Below are 22,239 nucleotides of genomic sequence, written 5' to 3' on the forward strand. Positions count from 1 at the left end.
TGCAGCAGCCCCGTGACGTAGTGCGGCTCGTAGGTGCGCACGGTCTGGGCCCCGGCCTCCAGGCTGACGTAGGCGCTGAACCAGTTCGGCAGGACGTCCCGGTAGGTGTGCCACCAGCCGGGCTCGTTGGCCCGCTCGGCCAGGACGACGAACTCCTCGATCTCCTGCTGGTCGGCCCCATAGGTCTCCAGCAGCTTCTCCACGTAGAGCGGCTTGAGGGCGACCTCCGCCTTCTCCAGACGGCGGATCGTCAGGGACGTCACCCTCAGGGCCCTGGCCGCGTCCTCCAGCGAAGCCCCCGCGCCCTGACGCCGCTCCTGAAGACGCCGGCCCAGGATCATGCGCAGCACGGTGGGAGCACTGGTGCCACCGGTGCTCGTACGGCCTTCGCTCACGTCCTGACCTCCTGAGGGGGTGTCACCGGCTCGAGTCTGACAGTGACTTGATGACGCCACCAGACGGATATCGGCTTTCTGAAATTATCAGGGAGCTGGTTGCAGGTTGAACTTGGGTGCGAGCATAGTGACTTGTGCGAACCGTGCCGCCGAACGCGAGCACGGTGACGTCAACCGCCCCCACCCCGCGGCGTGTTGGCATCCCCCGCCCCGATGCTGCTTGCCCGGCCGCGCCGCCGCCCCCACGGAAGGCCAACACCGTGTCCCCCCACACGACCTCGTCCCCGCAGCTGTTAGACGCCGTGGACCAGGAACGAACCCACTGGATCGAACTTCCGGCCCACCGCTCCAGCGTCGGTGTCGCCCGGCGCTCCGTCGGCACCCGGCTCAAGGCCTGGAGCCTGCCCGGCGAGCTGTGCTCGGACGCGGTGCTGCTCCTGTCCGAACTGGCCACCAACGCCGTGTGCCACACCCTCAGCCCGCGCATCCTGTGCGGCATCGGGCTGGTCACCGACGGGATCCTCCGGCTGGAGGTGCACGACCACGACCACTCGGGCCCCACGCTGCGCCGGTGCCGGGCGGGGCTCGACGACGAGGGCGGGCGCGGACTGTTCCTTGTCGAGCAACTCGCGGACACCTGGGGGGTGGACCGCTCGAGACTCACCGGCGGCAACGCGGTATGGGCGAACCTGAGGGCCTGAACTAGCTCTTAGAGGGAGTGAGTTCGGCGAGGAGCAGGGTGCGGTCGTCCGCGCCGGCCGGATCGGAGGGGGCGTTGAGCAGCCGTCGGCACAGGGAGGGGAGCGGGTCGTGGTCGACGGCGGCCGTGTCGAGCGCCCGGGCGAGGCGGGCGATCTGGTGGTCTATGTCGGCGTCCCGCGACTCGACCAGACCGTCGCTGTAGAGCGCGAGCAGCGCGGGCTCGTCGATGCTCAGCACGGTCGGCTCGTAGGCGCCCGCGCCGAGACCGAGCGGCAGGCCCGCGCCGACCAGCGTGACCGGAGCGGTCCGGCCTTCCGGCCCGCGCAGCAGCGGCGGAGGATGACCGGCACCCACGAGGGTGCAGGTCCCGCGCCGGGCGTCCCACTCGGCGTAGATACAGGTCGCGAAGGACGCGCCCGGGGTGTCGCTGGCGAGCGCGTCGAGCCGTCGTACGAGATCGACGGCGGGGATGTCGAGACCGGCCAGCGTGCGTACGGCGGTGCGCAGCTGGATCATCGCCACGGCCGACTCCGGGCCGTGCCCCATGGCGTCCCCGACGATCAGGCTGACCCGGTCGTCCGGCCGTCTCAGCACGTCGAACCAGTCACCGCCGATGATCGAGCCCTGTCCGGCGGGCAGCGAGCCGTGGGCGATACGGCAGCCCTCGACCTCCTGAATCGTGCCCGGCAGCAGGCTGCCCCGGATGGCCAGGGCGGTGCGGCGCTCGTGCTCGTAGCGGCGCGCGTTGTCCAGGGCGACCGAGGCCCGCGCGGCCAGCGACTCCACGGCCGCGATCTCCGCGGTCAGGAAGGGTCCGCGGTCCGGTCCGCGGGAGCAGGCGACGAAGCCGATCGCCCCGCCGCGCAGCCGCAGCGGCACCACGAGGAAGGAGCGCGTCTTGAGGAGTTCGCCGATGCGCGCGTCCTCACCGACGGAGGCGGCGAGCCGCTCGGCGGTGTGGTCGTCGACCGAGTCGAGCAACTGCGCGTGTCCGTCGACCAGGGCCCGGGCGTACGGGGTCTCGCGGGGGAAGACGAGCACCTCGCCGACCGGCAGGGTGCGCTCCCAGGACTCGGGCGCGTCCGTGCCCACGCGCAGGGCCAGTCGGCGGGCCTCGATCTGCGCGGGGTCCGCGCCGGCGTACGTGGTCTCCTCGCGCCGCCACCGCTCCAGCAGATAGAGGGACGCCGCGTCGCAGAAGCCGGGCGTCAGCGCGTGCACGACATGGCTGCCGGTCAGCCCCAGGTCGAGTTCCGAGCCGATGACGTCGGCCGCGGGGGAGAAGGCCGACCGACGAGGCGGGGGCACGGCGGCGGGGGTGTCGTCGGAGCGGCTGTGCGGTTCGTTCCGCAGGGTCGTGGTGCCTTTCCGGGTGGGGGTCCGGGCGCCCGGCGCGGGACAACTGATCGCCAGACGTCGACGGCAACTATATGATGAGTCGTCAAGTACCTTGGCCAGAAAGGACGTTCTGGTGACCGACACGGATGCTCTGCCGCCAGGGACCGATCCGGACAAGGCGAGCGTAGCCCGGATGTACGACGCGATGCTGGGCGGGGAGCACAACTTCGCCATCGACCGGGAGGCGGTCGCGGCCGTCACCGCCATCGACCCCCAGGTGCGCACGCTGGCCCGCGCCAACCGTGCCTTCCTCGGGCGGGCGGTGCGCTTCCTGGCCGACTCCGGTGTCCGGCAGTTCATCGACCTCGGCTCGGGGATCCCGACGCAGGGCAACGTCCACGAGGTGGCCCAGGCGGCGAGCCCGCAGGCCCGGGTGGTCTACGTCGACAAGGACCCGGTGGCCGTCGCCCACAGCACCACCCTGCTCGCCGACAACCCGTACGCCGGCATCGTCGACGCCGACATCCGGCGGCCGGCCGACGTCCTGGCCTCGCCGCAGGTGCGCGAGCTGATCGACTTCGACCAGCCGGTCGCCGTGCTCATGGTCGCGATCCTGCACTTCGTCGCGCCCGAGGAGAACCCGGCCGGTATCGTCGCCGCCTTCCGGGACGCCCTGCCCGAGGGCAGCTGGCTGGCCCTGTCCCACGCCACCAACCAGGACCGCCCCGACACGGCCGCCGCGGTCACCCAGCTGTACCGCTCCCGGGCCACCTCACCGGTCACCGTCCGCTCCCACCAGGAGATCCAGGACCTCTTCACCGGCTTCGAAATGACCGAACCGGGCCTGGTCCACGTACCCCTGTGGCGTCCGGACGAGAAAGATGACATCCCGGAGAACCCGTCGGAGTACTGGGTGTACGCGGGGGTCGGCCGCAAGAACGGGTGACCCCCGCGACGGTCCCGTGCCGAAGGGACACACGGGTTTGTGCTTGACGGGGCTCTCACCCCACGAGGGCTCTCACCCCACGAGGGCCCTCACCCCGCGAGGGCCCTCACCCCGCGATGGAGTCCAACTGTTCCGCCGCCGGACGCAGAGCCCACAGGTCTCCGCCCGGCGGCGCCTCCAGTAGCGGAACAGCCTTGCGGGCCTGTGCGTCGCCCGCGTCGGCGGCGGCATGCACGACGTCGGTCGCCGCGTACCGGAGGAACTCCAGTTCCGGGTGGGGCCACACGGCGGCTCCGGTCGCGGCGGGCAGCAGATAGTCCACCGCCTTGAACAGGCTCTGCCCGTCGGGGCCTTGGTACGCCCACAGATCGACCCCGACATGCCGGCCGATGGCCGCGAGCCGGGTGTAGGCGACCAGGTCGAAGGTCGAGTAGTGCCAGCTCCGGGTGCGGGTCAGCTCCTGGGGCTGGCTGCCGTCGGCCGCGATCTGCGGCGCGATGCGCTTCCCACGGGCGTCCAGGACCGTACGGCGGGCCAGGGCCTTGTCGCCGGTCGCGTAGGCGAGGCCGGCGAGCAGCATGTCGTAGAAGGTGCCGTGGTTGTTGGCGGCGGCCGCCTCCTGCTTGCCGAAGTCACTGTCCTTGACCCAGCCGAGGAAGTCGGTGTTCCACTCCGTCATGCCGGCGCGGTCCTTGGTGCTCCAGCCCGGAGCGCCGGTGTCGAGCAGGGCGAGCGCGTCGAGGACGCTGGTGTACGACTGCGAGAAGTCGATGATGCCGATGGCGCGCCCGTCGTACTTGCAGGGGATGAACTGAGCGTGGTCCAGGTTGGGGTTCATCCGCGTGGCCGGGTCGAGGAACCAGGTGCGCAGCACCTGCCCGGCCTTGCGTGCGTACCGTTTCTCGCCCGTGTAGTACCAGGCGAGGGAGAGGTCGTACGCGGAGTCGAAGGTCTTCTCGACATCCTGACGGTCGGTGCCGGAGTCGACCTCGGGATTGCGCTCGCCGTCACGCTGGACGTACGGGCAGCCCCATGGGTTGTCGGCGGTGGGGGTCTGGGAGGGCCACCAGTACGGGGCCTGGCTGAGGTAGTCGTGGACGTCGCCGCCGGGAGCGGGCCTGGGCTTGTCGACGACGGTCCAGGGGCCCTGGTCCAGCCACTTGTCGGCGCGGACCGTCAACGCCTTTACCGCGCTCCGCAGTTGCGGGTCACCATGGTCGAGCCGGGCCTTCGTCTGCTGCAGACGGGCGCCGTCCAGGACCGCGGTGTGCGGCGGGGGCGCGGTCTGTGCCACCACCGGTGCGCAGAGCCCGGTGGTGAACGCGGCCAGAGCCGTCACCAGAACGCGCAGGCGGGAGCGCACGCTCATCGGCCCACTCCGTTCAGCCGGCGCTGGGCCTCGTACAGGTTCCGTGGCCGCACCGCCCCCGAACTGCCGTACAGCTCGAGGCGCGTGTGCAGATCACCCGTGAAGTCGGGGACGTCGATCTGGTCGAACTCCCTGACCTCGTCGATGCCGACGGTCGCGGAGTACGGCGCCAGACCGTCGATCTTGACCAGCCCCGCACGGCCGTTGGTGACGCGGATGTTCCAGTGCGTGAACCGGGCGCCGAAGAGGGGACCCGCGCTCGCGTCACCGCCGTGGCGGCCGTTGTTGTTCAGGGTGATGTCGGTGCGGACGTTGGCGAAGGGCAGGCCGCGATGGCTGTCGAAGGTGCCCATCCGCATGTCGCCGCGCGACCAGACGTTGTACGACGACAGCCCCTCGACGTTGATGCCGTGGAGCTGGGTGTTCGCGGGCGCGGGGGTGCTGCGCTCCTCGATCGTGAAGTCCTCGACGAGGTTGTCGTGCGAGCCCTCGCGGCAGAAGTAGGGGTGATGGGAGCCGCGGCCCGCCACGCGCGTCCGGCGCAGAGTACAGGCGGAGGCGGCCACCAGGCCGAAGCCGTTGTCGACATGACGGACCGTCACGTCGTCCACCCAGCAGTCGTACGCGCACTGCAGCACGACGCCGTTGTGCCCCTTGTCCAGCAGATGCGGCTGCTGTGGGGTCTCGAGCGCCTCCAGGGTCAGGCCCTCGACGCCCGAACCGCTCAACTCCGCCACGTGCGTGGTCAGTTGCGGAGACCACTCGGGGCGCAGGTCGAGCGGGAGCGGCCGTTCGAGGGTGACCTTCCGGCCGTGGACGCGGGCGATGCGGACCGGCCACTCGTAGGGCACGTACGACGTCAGCTTCGTCTTGTCGTCCCAGAAGTAGGCCTCGGGGCCGGGCCCGCCGCCGCACATGTGCTCAAGGAGGGTGTGGTCCGCGTCGTCCGCGAGCCGGAGGAGGACCAAGGCACCCGGCCGCAGTGAGCGAGTGTCGGCGGCCGTCACCGTCCAGGAGCCCTGGCGTGCCGGGGCGAGCTCGGTGAGCGTCCGCCATTCGTCGCGTCGGTTGCCCGTCCAGCCCTCGAAGGGCCACGCCTTGGCCCTGATCGCGGCGACGAGTGATTCCCAGCGGGCCCGGGGCGCCAGCCAGATCAGTCCGCCCGCCCATGACCAGGACGACTTGTCCCCTCCGTAGCGGGAGCCGTAGGTCCCGATCAGCTCGGTGAGGTTCTTCGTCGCGTACAACGTCGTACGACCGCTGCCGGCGCCCCTGAGCACGACGTTCGAGCGGTCCACGCGGATCACGTCATCGATGCGGAACCTGCCCGGCGGGATGGTGACCGTGCCACCGCCGGCCCTTCCGGCGGCGGCGATGGCACGGTTGATCGCGGGGGCGGAGTCGGTCGTCCCGTCCGTCACGGCGCCGAAGTCGCGTACGTCGGCGACGACTCGGTGGCGCGGAAAACGTGCCGCCCCGCCGTGGCACCCGGCGCGGCCGACGTACGGGATCTGCGGATGGGTGAGAGGAGTGCGGCTGAACTCCCGCCACAGTGGCGTGACTTCGGCCGCTTGTGCGGTCGGCGCGGTGACGGCGCCGGCCGCCACGGCGACCGCGCTCCCCAGCAGCGTTCGCCTGGTCATGCCCATGACATTCCAAGAACCCGATGGGCCCGTGTGCGCATTGCTCATGTCCGTTCGCCCTTCCCATGCGCTTTTCATGGATGTGAACGACGTTCATAACTGCGTTGCGCGGTGAGCATGCCATGAGGTTCTTCCGTGCGAAAGAGGTTGCGCAGCGGTTAATTGGCCATGTCCATGAACAGATGCAGACGCCGAGCCCCGCCGACGAGGTGTCTGTCGGCGGGGCTCGGTGGGGCGGTGGGTCCGGGCTTTACCGGCGGCTCCAGCCGACGGTGACGATGCCGGTGATCTTCGATCCGGTGACGTTGTCGTAGACGACCTCACCGCCGGACCTCTTCCAGATCCTGAGGTGGAAGGTGTCCGGGGCATCGGTGGCGGTGATCCGGAAGCCGTATCCGCTCTTGCCGTCGACCGTGGCGGATCCCTGGTAGACGGCCCGGGAGCCGGCGACCACGAGCCAGTCGGAGCCGGTCGAACGGAACTTCAGCCTGGCCGGGCCGAAGTCGAAGGAGGCCTCGCCGACGGGTGCGGAGGCTCCCGGCAGATAGGCCGCTGCGAAGGAGAAGGCGGCCTTGCCCGTCAGGTCCGGCTTGGCGGGGTAGGCGCCGGCCGGGGAGCCGAGGACTCCGGTGCCGAGCGCGGGACCGGCGGAGCGGTCGTAGACGATCAGCTCGGGAAGCGTCCTGCTGTCCGATGCCCCGTCGTCGTCGGTGACGGTGAGCACCGGACGGCGGATTCCGGCCTGGGTGTAAGGGTGTTCGGCGCGGCAACCGGACGCGGTGACCGTGCCGGACTGCGGCGCGCTCCCGTCCTTCCAGTCGACCACGCACGTGTGGGTGTCACTCGCCCCCGGGTCGGTGAACTCCGCCGTGACGACGGTGCGCTTGCCGACCGGCACCGGGGACTGCGGACCTGTGGCGGAGACCACGGCAGGTGCCGCGTTGACCACGTCGACCGTCGCCGTGTCCTTGCTCCGCCCGCCCGTCAGGGTGACCGTGTAGGTGCCGTTGTCGGTGCATGTGAGCGTCGTCGCGGCCGAGCCGGGGTCGGCGAAGGAGCAGGGCGCCCCCTCCTCGACGGTCCACTTAGGGCTGCCCGCACCGGAGATCGTGCCGTGCAGCGCGATCGCGTCGCCCTCCGTCCCGCCGACGTCCTCGCCGGCGTGCACGATGCTCACCGGGTCGATGCTCGTCAGGGTGGGCACGACCTTCTTGATCAGGCCGTCGGAGTCGAACTCCAGCTTGTCGACGGTCGTTTCGCGGTGCATGCCGTCACCGCCGGGGATGGCGAACCGGTGATAGGCGATGTACCAGTCGTCGGTGCCCGGCACGTGGACGACCGAATGGTGACCGGGGCCCTTGATGCCGAGCGAGAGGTCCTTCTCCAGGATCACGCCCCGCTTGGTCCAGGGGCCGGTGGGGGAGGGGCCGGTGGCGTAGGCGACGCGGTAGTTCTCGTCGCGGGTGTCGTTCTCCGACCACGTGAGGTAGTAGGTGCCCTTGCGCTTGATGACGAAGGAGCCCTCGTTGTAGCCGCTGGGCGTGATGTCCTTCATCTTCGTGAGATCGACGGACGTCATGTCGTCGTTCAGCGGCGCCACGTAGGCGTGCCCGTTGCCCCAGTAGAGGTACGACCGGCCGTCGTCGTCGGTGAACACGGCCGGGTCGATCATCTGGCCGCTGAACTGGCCCGCCTTCAGCAGCGGTTGGCCGAGCGCGTCCTTGAAAGGACCGGTCGGCGAGTCGGACACCGCGACACCGATGTTGGCGTCGGCACAGAAGTAGAAGTAGTACTTCCCGTCCTTCTCGGCGATCGTCGGCGCCCAGGCCCTGCTGTCCGCCCAGCTCACGTCGGGACCGAGGTCGAGGATGACGCCGTGGTCCTTCCAGTGCACCAGGTCGGTGGAGGAGTACGTCTTGAACTGCGTGCCGCTCCAGCCCTCGAAGCCGTCGGTCGTCGGGTAGATGTAGAAGGTGTCACCGAACCGCACGATGTTCGGGTCGGCGTTGAGCCCCGGCAGGACCGGGCTCCTCATGACGAGCGCCGAGACCGTCCAGGTGCGCTTCGTGCCGTCGGACCCGGTCACCTCGTACGTCACCGGCTTGCTGAAGTCCTGCACACTGCCGGAGGCGGGGCTGATCGCCGCTCCGTGGGCGAGGGTGAACTCCGGTGCCAGCGCGGTGAGATCGGTGCCCTCCCGCATCGGCAGCGTGACCTTGCCGTCCGCGTTGTCGACGATGGCGTCGACCTTCAGCGCCGGGTGTGTGGCCTTGGCGATGCCCGCGGTGTTGCCGCTGAGCTCCATGACCTCCGCGGCCGACAGGGCCCGGTCGTAGATGCGGAAATCGTCGACCTCGCCGCCGAAGGACGGGTCGGCCGCGTACAGGGACTTGCCGATATAGCCGCTGTAGTCCTTGTTCGCGTCGTACAGCTCGGACGGCTTGATGGTGGTCGTCGTGCGGGCCGCCTCGACGCCGTCGACGTAGAGGACCATCGTGCCGCTCGTCCCGTCGAGGGTGACCGTGACGTGCCGCCACTCGCCGGGCGTGAGCTGCGAGCCGGCCGTCAGCTTCGACTCCGCCGACCAACTCGCCTTGGTGATCGCCGAGTAGAGGCTGTTGCCGCCGTTGGACGGGGTGGCGAACAGGTACTTGTCGCTGTCCGGACCGAGCCCGAACAGCCACTGGAAGCTGTTGCCACCCTTCCACTTGGCGTAGGTCGACACGGTCACGCTGTCGGCGTTCTTCAGCACACCGCGCGGGATCTTGAGGTACGGCGAACCGGTCGCGTCTCCCGACATCTTGAAGGAGCCGCCCCGCACGCCCGTGCCGAAGCCGGGGGTTCCGACATAGGTGCCGTGGTAGCCGTGTCCGCTGGAGTCGACCGCGATGTTGCCGCCCGTCTCGTCGAAGCCGTAGTGCAGCAGCAGGTCGGCCGGGACGTCGGCGCCCTCCTCGGACACGGTGACCTCGGCCTGGACCGGGATCGCGGCGCCGTCGGGCAGGCTGCCGGTGACCGTGAAGGTGCCGGCCTGTGCGTACTTCGACGCCGGGACGTCGTCCCAGGTGACGGCGACCGGGCGCTTGACGCCGTCGGCGTAGGTGGCGATCACGGTGGCGGGCAGGACCGGCGCCTCGCCGGTCCGTGTCTTCACCTTCACGGCCTCGACGCTCTCGACGAGCTGGTCAGGCTGGTAGGCCCGCAGCAGCCGGTCGTACTCCGCCTGGGTGACGGGCAGGACGGTGCCGTGGCGCGGCTTGGCCGGAAGGTCGTAGTCGGCGACCGGGGTCCAGTTTCCGGAGTCGAGGTCGGTCGTCTCGAAGGGGAGGTAGCCGCGCCCGCCGAACTCGTCGAGGAACGCGTACCACTTGTCCTCGGTGTTCGACTTGAACACCAGGGGCCCCTCGGCGGCGCTCATCGCGCCCTTGCCGATGCCCTCCGCGACCGCGGTCCAGGACGGGTTCAGGATCGAGTCGCTCTTCTCCTCGAAGATGAACTTGCTGTTGGGCGTGGAGGAGCTGTTGTTCCGCTCGTCCTTCGACAAGCGGTAGTAGGTGCCGTTGTCCTGGATCATCGTGGAGTCGATGACCGAGTAGCCGCGGTCGATCCAGACCTTGGGCTCGGTGAACGTGTAGAAGTCGCGCGTGGTCGCGTACATCATGCGGTTGTACGTGTCGCCGGAGTGCGCCTCGTTGGCGTACAGCTTCGACGCCCAGAAGACCACGTACTGGCCGAGCTTCGCGTCGTAGAACGCCTCCGGCGCCCAGGTGTTGCCCGCGCTGTCCGGGGAGACCTTGATGAGCCGCTGGTTCGTCCAGTGGACCAGGTCGGTGGACTCCCAGATCATGATGGACTTGCTGCCGGAGCGCTGGGCGGCGTCCCAGTCGCCGTTGCCGTAGATCCTCAGATCGGTGGCGATCTGGTAGAACTTGTCGCCCTCGGGGGAGCGGATGATGAACGGGTCGCGCAGGCCCTTCTCACCGAGCGTGGAGGTCAGGACCGGCTTGCCGTCGTTCAACTCCCGCCACTTCAACGGGTCGTTGCCCTTGCTCAGGGCGGAGTAGAGCTGCTCGCCGTCCGAGGTGCCCTCTCCCGTGAAGTAGCTGAACATGTAGCCCTTGAGGGCCTGTTCCGCGGGGAGTTCGGGAACCTTCGCGGTGAAGGTGCGGGTCGCCTTCGCCTCGCCCTTGGTGACGGTGGCGGTCAGGGCGACGATCGCGGAGCCGTCGCCGTGCGCGGGGCGGTGGACCACGCCGTCGTCCTCGATGACCTTCGCGTCGGCGGAGGACCAGGAGACGGTGGTGGCGTAGTCGCCCGCTGCCGGGAGGGTCAGGTTTCCGCGTACGTCGTCGAGGTTGTGCACGGTGAGCGACTGGGCGGCCCGCTCGGTGGCCGTGGTGTCGTCGAAGTCGGGCAGGACCGTGACGTCGAAGCTCTTGGTGTCGGTCACGGTGCCCTTCTTCAGGGTCGCCGTGAGCGTGGCGTGGCCGTCCGGTTCCCCGGCGGCGGGGCGGGTCACCTTGCCGGAGCCGCTCACCACATCGGTGTTGTCGCTGGCCCAGGTGATGGTGGACCCGCCCGCCGTGCCGGTCCTCGGCAGGTTCAGGTCGGCCGTGACGGCGCTGGTGTCGCCGAGGCTCAGCGCGGCCTTGTCGGCGGAGACGCCCTGGCCGGCGACGGGCAGGGAGAGCTGCTCGACCTCGGAGGCCGCGAGGGCCCGGTCGTAGACCCGGAAGTCACGGATCCGGCCCTTGAAGAGCTTGTCGCCCGAGTAGACCGACTTGCCGATGGAGTTGGCGGTGGTGGTTCCCGATCCGATCGCGCCGGGCGTGATGGTGACCGCCGTGTTGCGGCCGACCTCGACGCCGTCCTCGTACAGGACACCGGTGTTGCCGGTCTGGGTGTAGGTGAGCTGCTTCCACACCGCGCGGGTGAGGTTGTGCGCGTCGGAGGGCTTCGTGGTCTGCTCGGTCGACCAGTTGCCGCTCGCGATCGAGGTGCGCAGGGAGTTGCCGGTGGCGAACAGGTACCCGTTGCCGTTGCCGCCGCTGGAGTTGCCGAAGCCGTAGATGAAGTACGGCGTGGTCTGTGCGGAGTCGATCAACACGTCCGTGGAGACGGTGATCGAGTCCATGCCCTTCATGACGTCGTCCGGCACCTTGATGGACGTGTCGGAGCCGTTGAAGGCGAGTCCCTGCGCGGGGTCCGACCAGTCGGCGGTCCCGTTCACCGTGCCGTCGCGGCCGTGGCCGGAGGCGTCGGTGACGGTGGTGCCCGAGGCGCCGTCCAGCTTGTACCAGAGGGCCAGGCCGTCCGTGATATCCGCGGTGTCCGCCGCCTGGGCGGGGACCATCGGTGCGGCGAGGCCCAGGAGCAGCGACGCGGCGGTCAGACCGGCGAGGCGGCCCGCCCGGCGTCTCGCGCGGGTACGCGGACGTGCGAAGTACGTCATGTGGGGTTCCCTGCTGAGGCGTGGCGGGGCCTCGGCGGGGGCACCCTGCCGTTTCGGCTGTGTGACGTCGTGTTGCGAGAGTGTCAATCGCGTCGCATGGGCACGTCAAGAGGTTTCGAACGATGTCCGACTGGCCGAACGACACGTTCTCCCCACATGTATGGGGGAGTTGGGGGCATGCGGGTTGTACCCAGCGTGACTACCTCAGACAATCGAAGGGACGGGCACCATGCTCGCCATCATCTCCGCGGTCCTGTTCTTCATCTCCTTTCTGATCAACGCTGCGGACATCTCGACCAACGACACCTTCACCTCGACGAACATCATGCTGCTCGGTCTCATGGTGCTCGCCCTGCACGTGGCCGGTATCGGAAGCGGCTGGTCCGTGGGCAGCCGCCGGCGGTGAGACCCGTCAGACGCGGGGCAGCCCCCAGCGGGGCGCGTCCTCGTTCGGGCGCACGGGCGCGACCGTCAAATCAGGGCGGTCGCCCCTGGCGGTGATGAGCGCCGACTCCCCCTTGCGCAGGGCGACTTGGACGGCACCATCGCCGACGTCGGTGTGCGGAAGGGGGTGTCCCCGTCCGTCGCGTACGTCGACGGGACCCGCGATCCCATGCCGTACGACGCAGGGCGCACCCGCCTCGCTCACCAGCCGCACCCAGCGCGTGGCGCCGTTCTCACGCCGCGCGCCGAGCAGGAAGGCGCCCTGCGTGCGGAAGTCGTGCACGACCAGGTCCGCCCAGGCGGCGGGCAGCGCGGGAAACACCCTGATGACGCCGCCCCACGACTGACACACCATGTCGTGCAGTGACTGTGCCGCCGACAGCGGTGTCTCGATGACCGGCCCGGACTCCTTGTACATGGTGTTGGGCTGGATGAAACGGGTCATCAGCTCGCCGAGGTACCCCAGCGCGTCCTCGCCCTTGCCGAGCAGTGCCGACATGGAGGCGGCGCCGGTGAAGGTGTAGCCCTGCAGGGCACCTTCGAAGCCCACCCAGTGTGCCAACGACCGCTCGATCAGGGCGCGTTCGTCGGGCGTGCGGCCGGTGACCTCGTACAGGGGGTACACCGCGAGAAGGTGGGAGTAGTGGCGGTGCGACTTCGCGAAGGGGATGTCCGCGCCGATCATGAAGCCGTTGGCGTCCGTCGGATACGCCACCCGTTTCGCCAGTACCTCGCGCCAGCGGGGCGCCAACGGGTCGTCGATGCCGAGGAGGTCGGCGGAGTCGAGAAGGGTTCGGCAGCCCCAGGTCAGGAGCATCAGGTCGTAGTTGCAGTCGCGCGAGTCGCCGCCGTACTCCGGGGAGAAGGTGGCGGGCAGGTGCAGCTTGCCGTCCGGTCCGGGCTCGAGGAAGTGCAGGTAGTAGTTGATCGCCTTGCGCAGCAGGGGGAACAGCACGTCCTGGAGGATCGACCTGTCCATCGTGTGCCGGTAGCTGAGCCAGACGTTGTGCAACGCCCAGGTCAGATTGCCGACTTCGGGGGTGGGAGGGTCCTGGCCGGGGACGCCGACGCCGTAGCCCATGAGGGTGCTGGCCGCGCCGTTGACCAGCTGGGGGTCGGTGGTGCGTGGGATGCCCAGCGAGTCGGCGCGGTACAGCGTCGGCGTCTCCTGGGCGAGGTTGTCCCGGAACTCGCTCAACGCCCGGGTGATGGCGTCCAGTTCGAGATGGTTGGAGCCGTGGATGAGCCAGTACTCCAGTTGGGCGTTCAGGTTCCACCAGGTGTTGGGCCAGGGTGTGGGCTCCAGCCAGGGCCCGCTCGTCGCCATCACGGGGGCGTCGCGGCGGGCGGCGGAGGCGGTCTTGTACAGCTGGATCCAGTAGAAGCGCTGGATACGGGCGTCGGGCAGGGACAGGAAACTCTTGCGGTAGTAGGCGTGCCACCAGGCGCGGTGGTCCAACGCCAGCGCCGAGTAGGGGAGTTGTGCCGTCCGGCGGACCGCTGTGAGGGCCCGGCCCAGAGCCGTGGTCCCGGGGTACGAGTGCGCGACATGTGCGTACAGCGTCCGGGTCCGGCCCCTGGTCCGCTCCTGCCACGCGGTGACGTGCTGCCCGCCCGCCAGCAGCGGCTGCACGGCGGCGGTGATCCCGTCGTGGTCGGCGACCTGGGCGGGCGGATTGCCCTGGTAGCCGTCCGGCAGCGGCTTGAAGGCGGCCCGCGGACTGATCGCGTCCGCCGGATGGAACACCCACCGGAAGCCGCGCTCGCCCTCGCTCGCGGTCACCTCCACGGCCAGGACCGAGCGGTCGTTGTGGATCAGGGCGCGCAGGGCCAAGGTGCCCTTGTCGGTGCTGAGGGTGCCGGTCAACTCGGCGTCGCGCAGCGACAGCCGCCAGTCGAGCCCGGTGATCGCGCCCACCGGCTCCAGGGTGAAGTACCCGATCGGCAGCCGGGCGAGACCGAAGAGTGAGCCGAACTCAGGGCGGTGGTCCTGTACTTCGGAGTGCTGGATGTTGAAACGCACCGCCGTCGAGGCGGCTCCCGGTTCGGCGTAGATCCCGGAGCCGAGGAGGCCGTTCCCCAGGAACGGGCCTTCGTACCAGGCGGTCGGCATCCGCTGCCAGACGAGGTCGGCGTCGTCGAGAACGGTGCGCCAGGGGTCGCCGGCCGGCGGGGCGGCCTCGGTGCGGTCGGCCGCCGTCGCCTGAGTGAGAGGCAGACCCGACGCCAGGAGTGCGCCACCGAGGGCGGAGCCGGTGGCGAGCACGGTGCGTCTGGACGGATCGGGTGCGGAGGGGCTGGACACGGTGCCTCCAAGCGGGCTCTGCAAGGGCGAATCATCGGAGCTATCCCGCGTTGCAACCTAGAGTTGGGGTTGCGGTGCGTCAATGGAACGGGATAGATCCGATGTCCCTCATCGCTCTCGCATCCACGCCCGGGTGCCGAACGAGGCACACGCCCGTGCGGCCACCGCCGCCGCGGCGCGCAGGGCTTCGCCGAAGCCGTACGGGGTCAAGTCGCCCTGGGCGGCGAGGTGATGGGTGAGCGCCCCGTGGAGGACGTCACCGGCGCCCAGCGTGTCGGCGACCCGGACGGCAGGTACGTCCACGGTGCCACCGCCTTCGGGGCCCGCCCACTCGATGGGCCGCGCTCCGCGACTCACCGCCGACCAGACAACCCCGTGTTCCCTCAGGAACCGCAGGACGTCCGCCGGGGTCCGCGTGCCGGGAGGGCGGAAGTCGTCCGAGCAGACGGCCACGTCGATGAACGGCAGCAGCTGCTCCGTACCGGCCTTCCAACTGCCCCCGTCCAGAACGGTCCTCCTGCCGGCGGCACGCGCGGCGCGGGCGGTCGCCGTCGCCAGCTCCATGTGGTGGCCGTCGAACTCGACGATGTCGCAGGCGGCCACCAGTTCGTCGAGATCGTCGGGCGGCGTGAGCCGGTACCCGGTCGCGTTGGTCGACGCTACGGCGCGGTCCCCGCTCGACTCGGTGACGAGAATGGACGACACGGCGGGCGGGTCGGCCGAATCGGCGGCCAGGTCCGACACGCTCACCCCCAGCTCCCGCAGGTCCGCCGCCGCCGCGACTCCCAGCGGATGGGAACCGATCCCGGTGAGCAGCCTCGCCTCGCCACCCAGATGGCTGAAGGTCACGGCCGCGTTCGCGGCAGGACCGCCCGCGGCCACCACCTGCTCACGAGCCGTCAGTTTCTCGTCGGATGACGGCACATGGTCCACGAGCTGAATGACGTCCACCGTGCACAGGCCGACGAACAGCCCTCGAGGTCGTCGGCTGTTCGTCGGCTCCACTGTGTGCACCTCTTTCTGCCCGCAGCCCCTGGGCCTCAGCCCGCCGCCCTCTTCACGAGCTCCCCGATCCGCGCCTCGTCGGCCGCGGTCAGTTTCGTGAGCGCGAAGGCGGTCGGCCACATCGTGCCCTCGTCGAGGTTCGCCTTGTCGTTGAAGCCGAAGGTCGCGTACCGCGCGCTGAACTTCTGCGCGCTCTGGAAGAAGCAGACGACCTTGCCGTCCTTGGCGTACGCGGGCATTCCGTACCAGAGCTTCGGCGCCAGGCCGGGCGCGCTCGCCCTGACGACGGCGTGGATGCGTGCGGCCATGGCCCGGTCCCCGTCCTCCATCTCGGCGATCTTCGCGAGCACGGCGGCCTCGTCCTCCGCCGCCTTTTCGGCACGCGAGCCGCGGCGCGCCGACGCCTTCACCTCCTGGGCGCGCTCCTTCATCGCGGCGCGCTCCTCGTCGGTGAACGTCTCGGTCTTCCTGGTCGTCTTCCTCGTGCCGGCCGCCATGACGGTTCCTCCTGGTCTACGGATGGTCGGGGACATCTTCACGCCGGACTGGCGCGCCGTTCACCCCCACGCGCCGGCGATCTGCCGGGTCGTGGCGTTGAGCCGGTTGAACAGGTTCGTCACGCCGATCATCAGGACGATCGCGGCGAGCTGCTTCTCGTCGAAGTAGGTGGCGGCCGTGTCCCAGACCTCGTCGCTCACCGCGTCGGGACGGTCGGCGAGACGCGTCGCCGCCTCGGCCAGCGCGAGCGCCGCCCGCTCCTCCTCGGTGAAGTAGGGGGCCTCCCGCCATGCGGCGACGGTGGCCAGCCGCTCGTCGCTCACTCCCGCCTTACGGGCCGTCTTGGCGCCGCCGTCGACACAGGCGCTGCAGCCGTTGATCTGACTGACCCGCAGATGCACCAGCTCCAGCGTCTGCCCGTCCACCCCACCGGAGTGCACGGCCTTGAAGAGCTGCTGGATGGGCTGCATGGCGTCGGACAGGACGGCGGCGGGGTTCTGCATACGGGACTGCATCAGGAATCTCTCCTCTGTCGGGCTGTGCCCCGTCCGTCGGGGCGTGATTCCATCTCAGCCGAGAGGGCTTGTCAGGACGACGGCCGTGGGACACCGTGGGACAGCCGAAACGGCCTTGAACAGGCACGATCCGGCCTGGACGAGTTCGGCCGGGGCGGGACAGGGGGGCGGGGAGCAGTGGTCGAGTACGACGGGACGGTGGGCGCAGACCCGCAGGAGGAGCTGGCTGCCCGGCTGCGCCTGCTCCAGGAGCTGTCGAAGCGGGGCGTACGGGCCCTGGCACGGGACGCAGGTCTCAGCTCGTCGTCGCTGTCCCGCTACCTCAGTGGCCGGACGGTTCCGCCGTGGCCCGCGGTGATCGCCCTGTGCCGGCTCGTCCAGCGCGATCCCCGCCCGCTGCGCCCGTTGTGGGAGCGGGCCTCCAACCCCCTGCCGGCACCGCCGAGGACCAGCCGCCAGGTTCTCCCCCCGTCGCCGCCCGCCGGTGCCCCGCGCCCGCCCCGCAACGACCTCCCGCGCGACGTGCCCGACTTCACCGGCCGCGAGGCCCAGGTCACGGCCGTGCTCGACGGGCTGGGCGCCGGCCGGGTGATCGCCGTCGACGGCATGGCGGGCGTCGGCAAGACCTGCCTGGCCGTGCACGCCGCCCACCGGCTCACCGCCGACTACCCGGACGCCCAGCTCTACCTGGACCTGCACGGCTTCACCGAGGGCCGCAAGCCGCTCGACCCCGACCGTGCCCTGCGCACCCTGCTCGCCGCCCTCGACGTGCCCTCCGAGAAGGTCCCTCAGGACGGCGGTGTCGAGGAGCTGGCCGCCCGCTGGCGATCCGAACTGGCCCACCGGCGGGCCGTCGTGGTCCTCGACAACGCCGCCGACGCCGACCAGGTCCGCCCGCTCCTGCCCGGCGCCGGCCCCTCCGTCGCCCTCATCACCAGCCGCAACCGGCTGCTCGGCCTGGACGAGGTCCCGCCGGTGTCACTGGACGTGCTGACCGAGCGGGAGAGCGCCGAACTGCTGGCCCGCGCCAGCGGCGAGGCCGACGGCCGCGAGGGGCGCCTGGCCCGTGACCCCGAGTCGACGGCCGAGGTCCTGCGCCTGTGCGGGCGTCTGCCCCTGGCCCTGCGGCTGGCCGCGGCCCGGCTGCGGCACCGGCCGGGCTGGACCGTCGGCGTCCTCGTCGAGCGGATGGCGGAGGGGGCGAGCGAGTTCGACACCGCGTTCGCCATGTCCGTACGGCAGTTGGACCGCGCCAAGGCCCGGCTGTTCCGTCTGCTGGGCCTGCTGCCGGGGTCGTCGTTCGACGAGCACGTGGCAGCCGCCCTGGCCGACGTGCCGCTGCGCAGCGCCCGCGAGACGCTGGAGGACCTGCTGGACGCGCACCTCGTCCAGCAGCCCGCGGCCGGCCGCTACCGCCTGCACGACCTGGTCCACCAGTACGCCCGCCACGCCACCATGGAGCAGGACTCCCCGGCGGAACGGGACCGGGCGCTGACCCGGGTGCTCGACCACTACGTGCACGCGGCGGCAGCGGCAGATGCCGCCATGCCGTTCCCGTCCCTGAGCCGCGAGGCCACCGTCAACCGCCCACCGGCCGAACCGCCCCGCTTCGACGAGAAGATCGCGGCCCTCGTCTGGTTCGGCACCGAGTACCTCAACCTGCTGGCCGCCTTCGAGGCGGCGGAGGACGCCGGGGCCGACCGGCACCTGTGCGAACTACCGCGCTTCATGCGGGCGTACTTCGCCCGGCGCTGCGGAACCACCATGCTCAACGGCCTCTTCGAACGCTCCCTGGCCGCCGCGCAACGCCTCGGCGACCCCCTGCAACTGGCGGAGGCATACAGCGACTTGGGATTCGCCCGCTACAACGCGGGCCGCATGGCGGAGGCGAGTGCCGCGTACGAGGCGGCCGCACCACTGGTGTCGCGGGCGGGGGACATCCGCGCGGAGGCCGAACTGACCATGCGGCGCGGCTACTTGGCGTGGGACGAGGGACACGTCGAGGAGCCGCTGGGCCTGTTCCGGTTGGCAGGCAAGCTGTACGCGGACGCCGACTGCCCGATGGGCACGGCCCACGCGACCGCGTACGAGGCCTGGGCGCTGCTCCAACTGGGACACCGCGAGGAGGCGGCGCAGCTGGCCCGAACGGCGCTGGAGGCCCCGCACGCCGACGGAGCATGGCCGCCCACCCTGACCGCCCTGATCACGCTGGGCGTGGCCATCGCCCACGAGGACCCCGACGCGGCCGTCGGCCACCTCCACCAGGCGCTCGCGCTGGCCCGCGAGGACGGACACCAGCACAACGAGGCCTGGTGCCTGAACTGCCTCGGCGTCGCCCTGACCCGGATGGGCCGCTACGAGGAGGCCCTGACCCGTCACGAGCAGGCGTTCGCGCTGCTGGACGCACTGTTCGAGGACCACTGGAAGATCCACTTCCTCAGCGCCTACGGCGAGACCTGCCGCCTGGCAGGCCTGCCCGACCAGGCCCTGCGCCTGCACCACCAGGCCCTGGAACTGGCCCCGAAACTGGGCCACCGCCACGCCGAGGCCCTGGCCCACGAGGGCATCGCGGCCATCCTCGACGAGACGGACCCGGCAGCGGCGGCGGAACACCGGGCGGCGGGGCGGGCTGTTCTGCCGGACCCCCACCCGGGGGTGGACCTCGGCAGTTCGGAGCGGCCGTAGGTGGGCGGTTTGCGCGGTGGCAGTCCCGCAGTCTGCGCCGCGTGCTCCTTCGCGCGCCGGTCGGCTCGCGGCATTCGCCTCGACATCACGGGTGTCTGATGAGCCGCGTCCCGCACCCGGGGTGCCGACCGGGAGTGACCCGGCACGGCGCGGCGCGATCCGGCCCTACCGGGAGCCTTGAGGCGATCGGAGACCGGCGGAGCCGGGCGAGACGGCTCCGGGCCCGCCGAAGAGGAGGGCGGTCCGACCGAGGCGAACACACCCCGTCAGGGCGCGTCAGCCCCGCACGCGCAGACCCGCGATGAGGATCCCGACCAGTCGCCGCGGGTCATAGTCGGGATCGCTGTCCGCGCCGATGCAGAGGTTGCCGACCCCGCGCATCAACTCGTAGGCCCCGACGCCGGAGCGGATCTCACCGGCCGCGGTCGCGGCGTCGAGCAACTGGGTGCACACGGGCACGAGGCGGTCGAGGAAGTAGGCGTGCAGCGTGTCGAAGCCGGAGTTGTCGGACTGCAGGACGCCGGCGAGCCCGTGCTTGGTGATCAGGAAGTCGACGAAGAGGCTGATCCACTGCTCCAGCGCGGCATGCGCCGTCGCGCTGCTCGCCAGCAGGGCGGGGCCGGCCTCGGCGCAGGCGTCGACCTGGTGCCGGTAGACGGCGATGATCAGGTCGGACCGGGTGGGGAAGTGCCGGTAGATCGTGCCGAGGCCGACACCGGCCTCGGCGGCGATGTCGCGCACCGGTGCCTCCACGCCCTTGGTGACGAACACCGCGGCGGCCGCGTCGAGCAGGGTCTCCTTGTTGCGCCGGGCGTCCTTCCGGCGTGGGGCCGCGCGCTCCGAGTCGTCGTTCACCGTGCCGCTTCCTCCGTCTCCTTGCAAAAACGGAACGTTGTTCCGTATCGTTTCCGGAACGAGGTTCCGTTTGCCCATGATGGCAGAGCGGAGCCCCGGTCACCAAGCCATGCCATGCCGCACGGCTTCACCCGTCACGGAGGACCATTCATGCAGTACCGCACGTTGGGCCGCACCGGTGTCCAGGTCAGCGCCCTCGCCCTCGGCGCCATGAACTTCGGGAGGATCGGCCGCACCACCCAGGACGAGGCCACCGCGATCGTCGACGCCGCTCTCGAGGCCGGCGTCAACGTCATCGACACCGCCGACATGTACGGCGACGGCGAGTCGGAGGAGATGGTCGGCAAGGCCATAGCCGGCCGCCGCGACGACATCGTGCTGGCCACCAAGGCCGGCATGCCCATCGGCAACGAACGCAACCACCAGGGCAGTTCACGCCGCTGGCTGGTCACCGAACTGGACGCCAGCCTGCGCCGCCTCGGCGTCGACCACGTCGACCTGTACCAGATCCACCGCTGGGACCCGAACACCGCCGACGAGGAGACGCTGTCGGCCCTCACCGACCTGCAACGCGCCGGAAAGATCCGCTACTTCGGCTCCTCCACCTTCCCCGCCCACCGCATCGTGCAGGCCCAGTGGGCCGCCCACGAGCACCGCCTGAGCCGTTACGTCACCGAACAGCCCAGCTACTCCATCCTCCAGCGCGGCATAGAGACCCACGTCCTGCCCGTCACCCAGGAGTACGGCCTCGGCGTGCTGGTGTGGAGCCCGCTGGCCTCGGGCTGGCTGTCGGGCGCGATCCGCGCGGGCCGGGACATCACCACCCACCGCTCGGCGATCCTGCCCGCACGATTCGACACCACGATCCCCGCCAACCGGACCAGGCTCGACGCCGTCGAGCGACTGGCCGCGGTCGCCGACGAGGCGGGTCTCACGCTCATCCAGCTCGCCCTCGGCTTCGTGACCGCGCACCCCGGCGTGACCAGTGCCCTCGTCGGCCCCCGTACGGTCGACCACCTGCGCGCCCAACTCGCCGCCGCGGACACCGTCCTGACCGACGACGTGCTCGACGCGATCGACGAGATCGTGGCCCCCGGCACCGACCTGGCCCCGGAAGAGAAGTACGACACCCCGCCCGCGCTCCTCGACCCGTCACTGCGTCGCCGCTGACCGCCGGGGGAGACCCCAGGACGAAAGGGACCCATCCCATGCCGCACCGACCCCCGCCCAGCTTCGGGATCATGACCGCCCCCATGCAGGTCGACTACAAGGACATCCTGCGGGTCTGGCGCGAGGCCGACACCATCCCCGCCATCGAGCACGCCTGGCTCTTCGACCACCTCATGCCGATCGGCGGCGATCCTGACGGCCCGGCCTACGAAGGCTGGACCCTCCTCGCGGCCCTGGCCGCCCAGACCAGACGCCTACGGCTCGGCGTCATGGTGACCAGCAACCGCTTCCGGCCACCCGCGATGCTGGCCAAGATCGCCACCACCGTCGACGTGGTCTCCGGAGGACGGCTCGACTTCGGCATCGGCGTCGGCTCCCGCCCCGACCATCCCCTGGCCCGGCGTGAGTACGAAGCCCACGGCCTGCCCTTCCACGACTCCGCGCAAGCGGTGAGCAGCCTCGCCGAGGCCTGCACGCTGATCAAGCGCCTGTGGACCGAGGAGAAACCGTTCGACCACCACGGCACCCACCACCACCTCACCGGAGCTTTCGGCAACCCGAAACCGATCCAGCGCCCCCACCCCCCGATCCTCATCGGCGGCCGCTCGGCCGCGACCCTGCGCATAGCGGCCGAACATGCCGACCTGTGGAACATCCCCGGCGGTGACATCGAGGACGTCATCCGCCGCAGCGCCCTGCTGGACCGCTACTGCGGGGAGATCGGCCGCGACCCGGCCGAGATCACCCGCTCGATCCATGTGCCGGTCTCCTACGACCGTCCGGGCCCCACCCGCGACGCGATCACCGAAGCGATCGACGCGGGCTTCACCCACCTGGTCCTCGGCCTGCCGTCGCCCTACCCCGCCCACGTCGCCCGGTGGGTCACCGACGAACTCATCAACACGTCCGTCTGACCT

At 70.5% G+C, this 22,239-nt stretch carries 16 protein-coding genes; 6 read left to right on the plus strand and 10 right to left on the minus strand.

The features are described from left to right. On the minus strand, positions 1–395 hold a 395-nt coding region (locus ACIBJB_RS40530; RefSeq protein ID WP_398938745.1), incomplete at its 3' end, for a helix-turn-helix domain-containing protein. Positions 396–697: 302 nt separating this feature from the next. On the opposite strand from ACIBJB_RS40530, the gene ACIBJB_RS40535 reads away from it, so the two are divergent. After that, positions 698–1,096 carry an ATP-binding protein gene (locus ACIBJB_RS40535; protein WP_398938747.1) on the plus strand — a complete coding sequence of 133 codons (399 nt, stop codon included), beginning with the start codon at positions 698–700 and terminating at the stop codon, positions 1,094–1,096. A 1-nt stretch (position 1,097) separates the two neighbouring features. Here ACIBJB_RS40535 and ACIBJB_RS40540 read toward each other — a convergent pair whose 3' ends face one another. Next, on the minus strand, positions 1,098–2,405 hold the full coding sequence (locus ACIBJB_RS40540) for a PP2C family protein-serine/threonine phosphatase (protein WP_398938749.1): 1,308 nt from the start codon (positions 2,403–2,405) through the stop codon (positions 1,098–1,100). A 163-nt stretch (positions 2,406–2,568) separates the two neighbouring features. Here ACIBJB_RS40540 and ACIBJB_RS40545 point away from each other — a divergent pair, with 163 nt between their 5' ends. After that, the gene (locus ACIBJB_RS40545; protein WP_398938751.1) at positions 2,569–3,381 is read left to right on the plus strand and encodes an SAM-dependent methyltransferase; all 813 of its coding nucleotides are present in this window, start codon (positions 2,569–2,571) and stop codon (positions 3,379–3,381) included. Positions 3,382–3,487: 106 nt separating this feature from the next. On the opposite strand, the gene ACIBJB_RS40550 is transcribed toward ACIBJB_RS40545, so the two are convergent. The 3 genes from ACIBJB_RS40550 to ACIBJB_RS40560 all read right to left on the minus strand — a co-directional run bounded on the left by ACIBJB_RS40550 (position 3,488) and on the right by ACIBJB_RS40560 (position 11,845). Next, on the minus strand, positions 3,488–4,750 hold the full coding sequence (locus tag ACIBJB_RS40550; protein ID WP_398938753.1) for an alginate lyase family protein: 1,263 nt from the start codon (positions 4,748–4,750) through the stop codon (positions 3,488–3,490). After that, the gene (locus ACIBJB_RS40555; protein ID WP_398938755.1) at positions 4,747–6,399 is read right to left on the minus strand and encodes a glycosyl hydrolase family 28-related protein; all 1,653 of its coding nucleotides are present in this window, start codon (positions 6,397–6,399) and stop codon (positions 4,747–4,749) included. The genes ACIBJB_RS40550 and ACIBJB_RS40555 overlap by 4 nt, the downstream gene beginning before the upstream one ends. Before the next feature lie 244 nt (positions 6,400–6,643). Next, positions 6,644–11,845, minus strand: coding sequence for a family 43 glycosylhydrolase (locus ACIBJB_RS40560; protein WP_398938758.1), 5,202 nt, complete (start codon positions 11,843–11,845; stop codon positions 6,644–6,646). 229 nt (positions 11,846–12,074) lie between these two features. Between ACIBJB_RS40560 and ACIBJB_RS40565 the strand changes: the two genes are divergently transcribed. Continuing rightward, positions 12,075–12,251 carry a hypothetical protein gene (locus ACIBJB_RS40565; RefSeq protein ID WP_167363031.1) on the plus strand — a complete coding sequence of 59 codons (177 nt, stop codon included), beginning with the start codon at positions 12,075–12,077 and terminating at the stop codon, positions 12,249–12,251. Positions 12,252–12,257: 6 nt separating this feature from the next. On the opposite strand, the gene ACIBJB_RS40570 is transcribed toward ACIBJB_RS40565, so the two are convergent. From ACIBJB_RS40570 to ACIBJB_RS40585, 4 genes are all read right to left on the minus strand, one after another. Next, positions 12,258–14,594, minus strand: coding sequence for a glycosyl hydrolase family 95 catalytic domain-containing protein (locus tag ACIBJB_RS40570; RefSeq protein ID WP_398938761.1), 2,337 nt, complete (start codon positions 14,592–14,594; stop codon positions 12,258–12,260). A 108-nt stretch (positions 14,595–14,702) separates the two neighbouring features. Continuing rightward, the gene (locus tag ACIBJB_RS40575) at positions 14,703–15,599 is read right to left on the minus strand and encodes a PfkB family carbohydrate kinase (RefSeq protein WP_398938763.1); all 897 of its coding nucleotides are present in this window, start codon (positions 15,597–15,599) and stop codon (positions 14,703–14,705) included. Positions 15,600–15,634: 35 nt separating this feature from the next. Continuing rightward, positions 15,635–16,096, minus strand: a complete 462-nt coding sequence (locus ACIBJB_RS40580; RefSeq protein WP_398938765.1) for an iron chaperone — start codon at positions 16,094–16,096, stop codon at positions 15,635–15,637. A gap of 60 nt (positions 16,097–16,156) precedes the next feature. After that, complete coding sequence (locus ACIBJB_RS40585) at positions 16,157–16,612, minus strand: carboxymuconolactone decarboxylase family protein (RefSeq protein WP_359385658.1); 456 nt, start codon at positions 16,610–16,612, stop codon at positions 16,157–16,159. A gap of 177 nt (positions 16,613–16,789) precedes the next feature. Between ACIBJB_RS40585 and ACIBJB_RS40590 the strand changes: the two genes are divergently transcribed. Beyond that, the gene (locus ACIBJB_RS40590; RefSeq protein ID WP_398938769.1) at positions 16,790–19,297 is read left to right on the plus strand and encodes a tetratricopeptide repeat protein; all 2,508 of its coding nucleotides are present in this window, start codon (positions 16,790–16,792) and stop codon (positions 19,295–19,297) included. Between the two features lie 276 nt (positions 19,298–19,573). On the opposite strand, the gene ACIBJB_RS40595 is transcribed toward ACIBJB_RS40590, so the two are convergent. Further along, a complete protein-coding gene (locus ACIBJB_RS40595; RefSeq protein WP_398938771.1) occupies positions 19,574–20,230 on the minus strand; it encodes a TetR/AcrR family transcriptional regulator in 657 nt (218 codons plus the stop codon). 72 nt (positions 20,231–20,302) lie between these two features. Between ACIBJB_RS40595 and ACIBJB_RS40600 the strand changes: the two genes are divergently transcribed. Further along, the gene (locus tag ACIBJB_RS40600; RefSeq protein WP_398938773.1) at positions 20,303–21,322 is read left to right on the plus strand and encodes an aldo/keto reductase; all 1,020 of its coding nucleotides are present in this window, start codon (positions 20,303–20,305) and stop codon (positions 21,320–21,322) included. Positions 21,323–21,360: 38 nt separating this feature from the next. After that, complete coding sequence (locus tag ACIBJB_RS40605; RefSeq protein WP_398938775.1) at positions 21,361–22,236, plus strand: LLM class flavin-dependent oxidoreductase; 876 nt, start codon at positions 21,361–21,363, stop codon at positions 22,234–22,236. Positions 22,237–22,239 lie beyond the last annotated feature (3 nt).

The organism is Streptomyces sp. NPDC050759 (genome assembly GCF_044456945.1).
Lineage (GTDB): Bacteria > Actinomycetota > Actinomycetes > Streptomycetales > Streptomycetaceae > Streptomyces.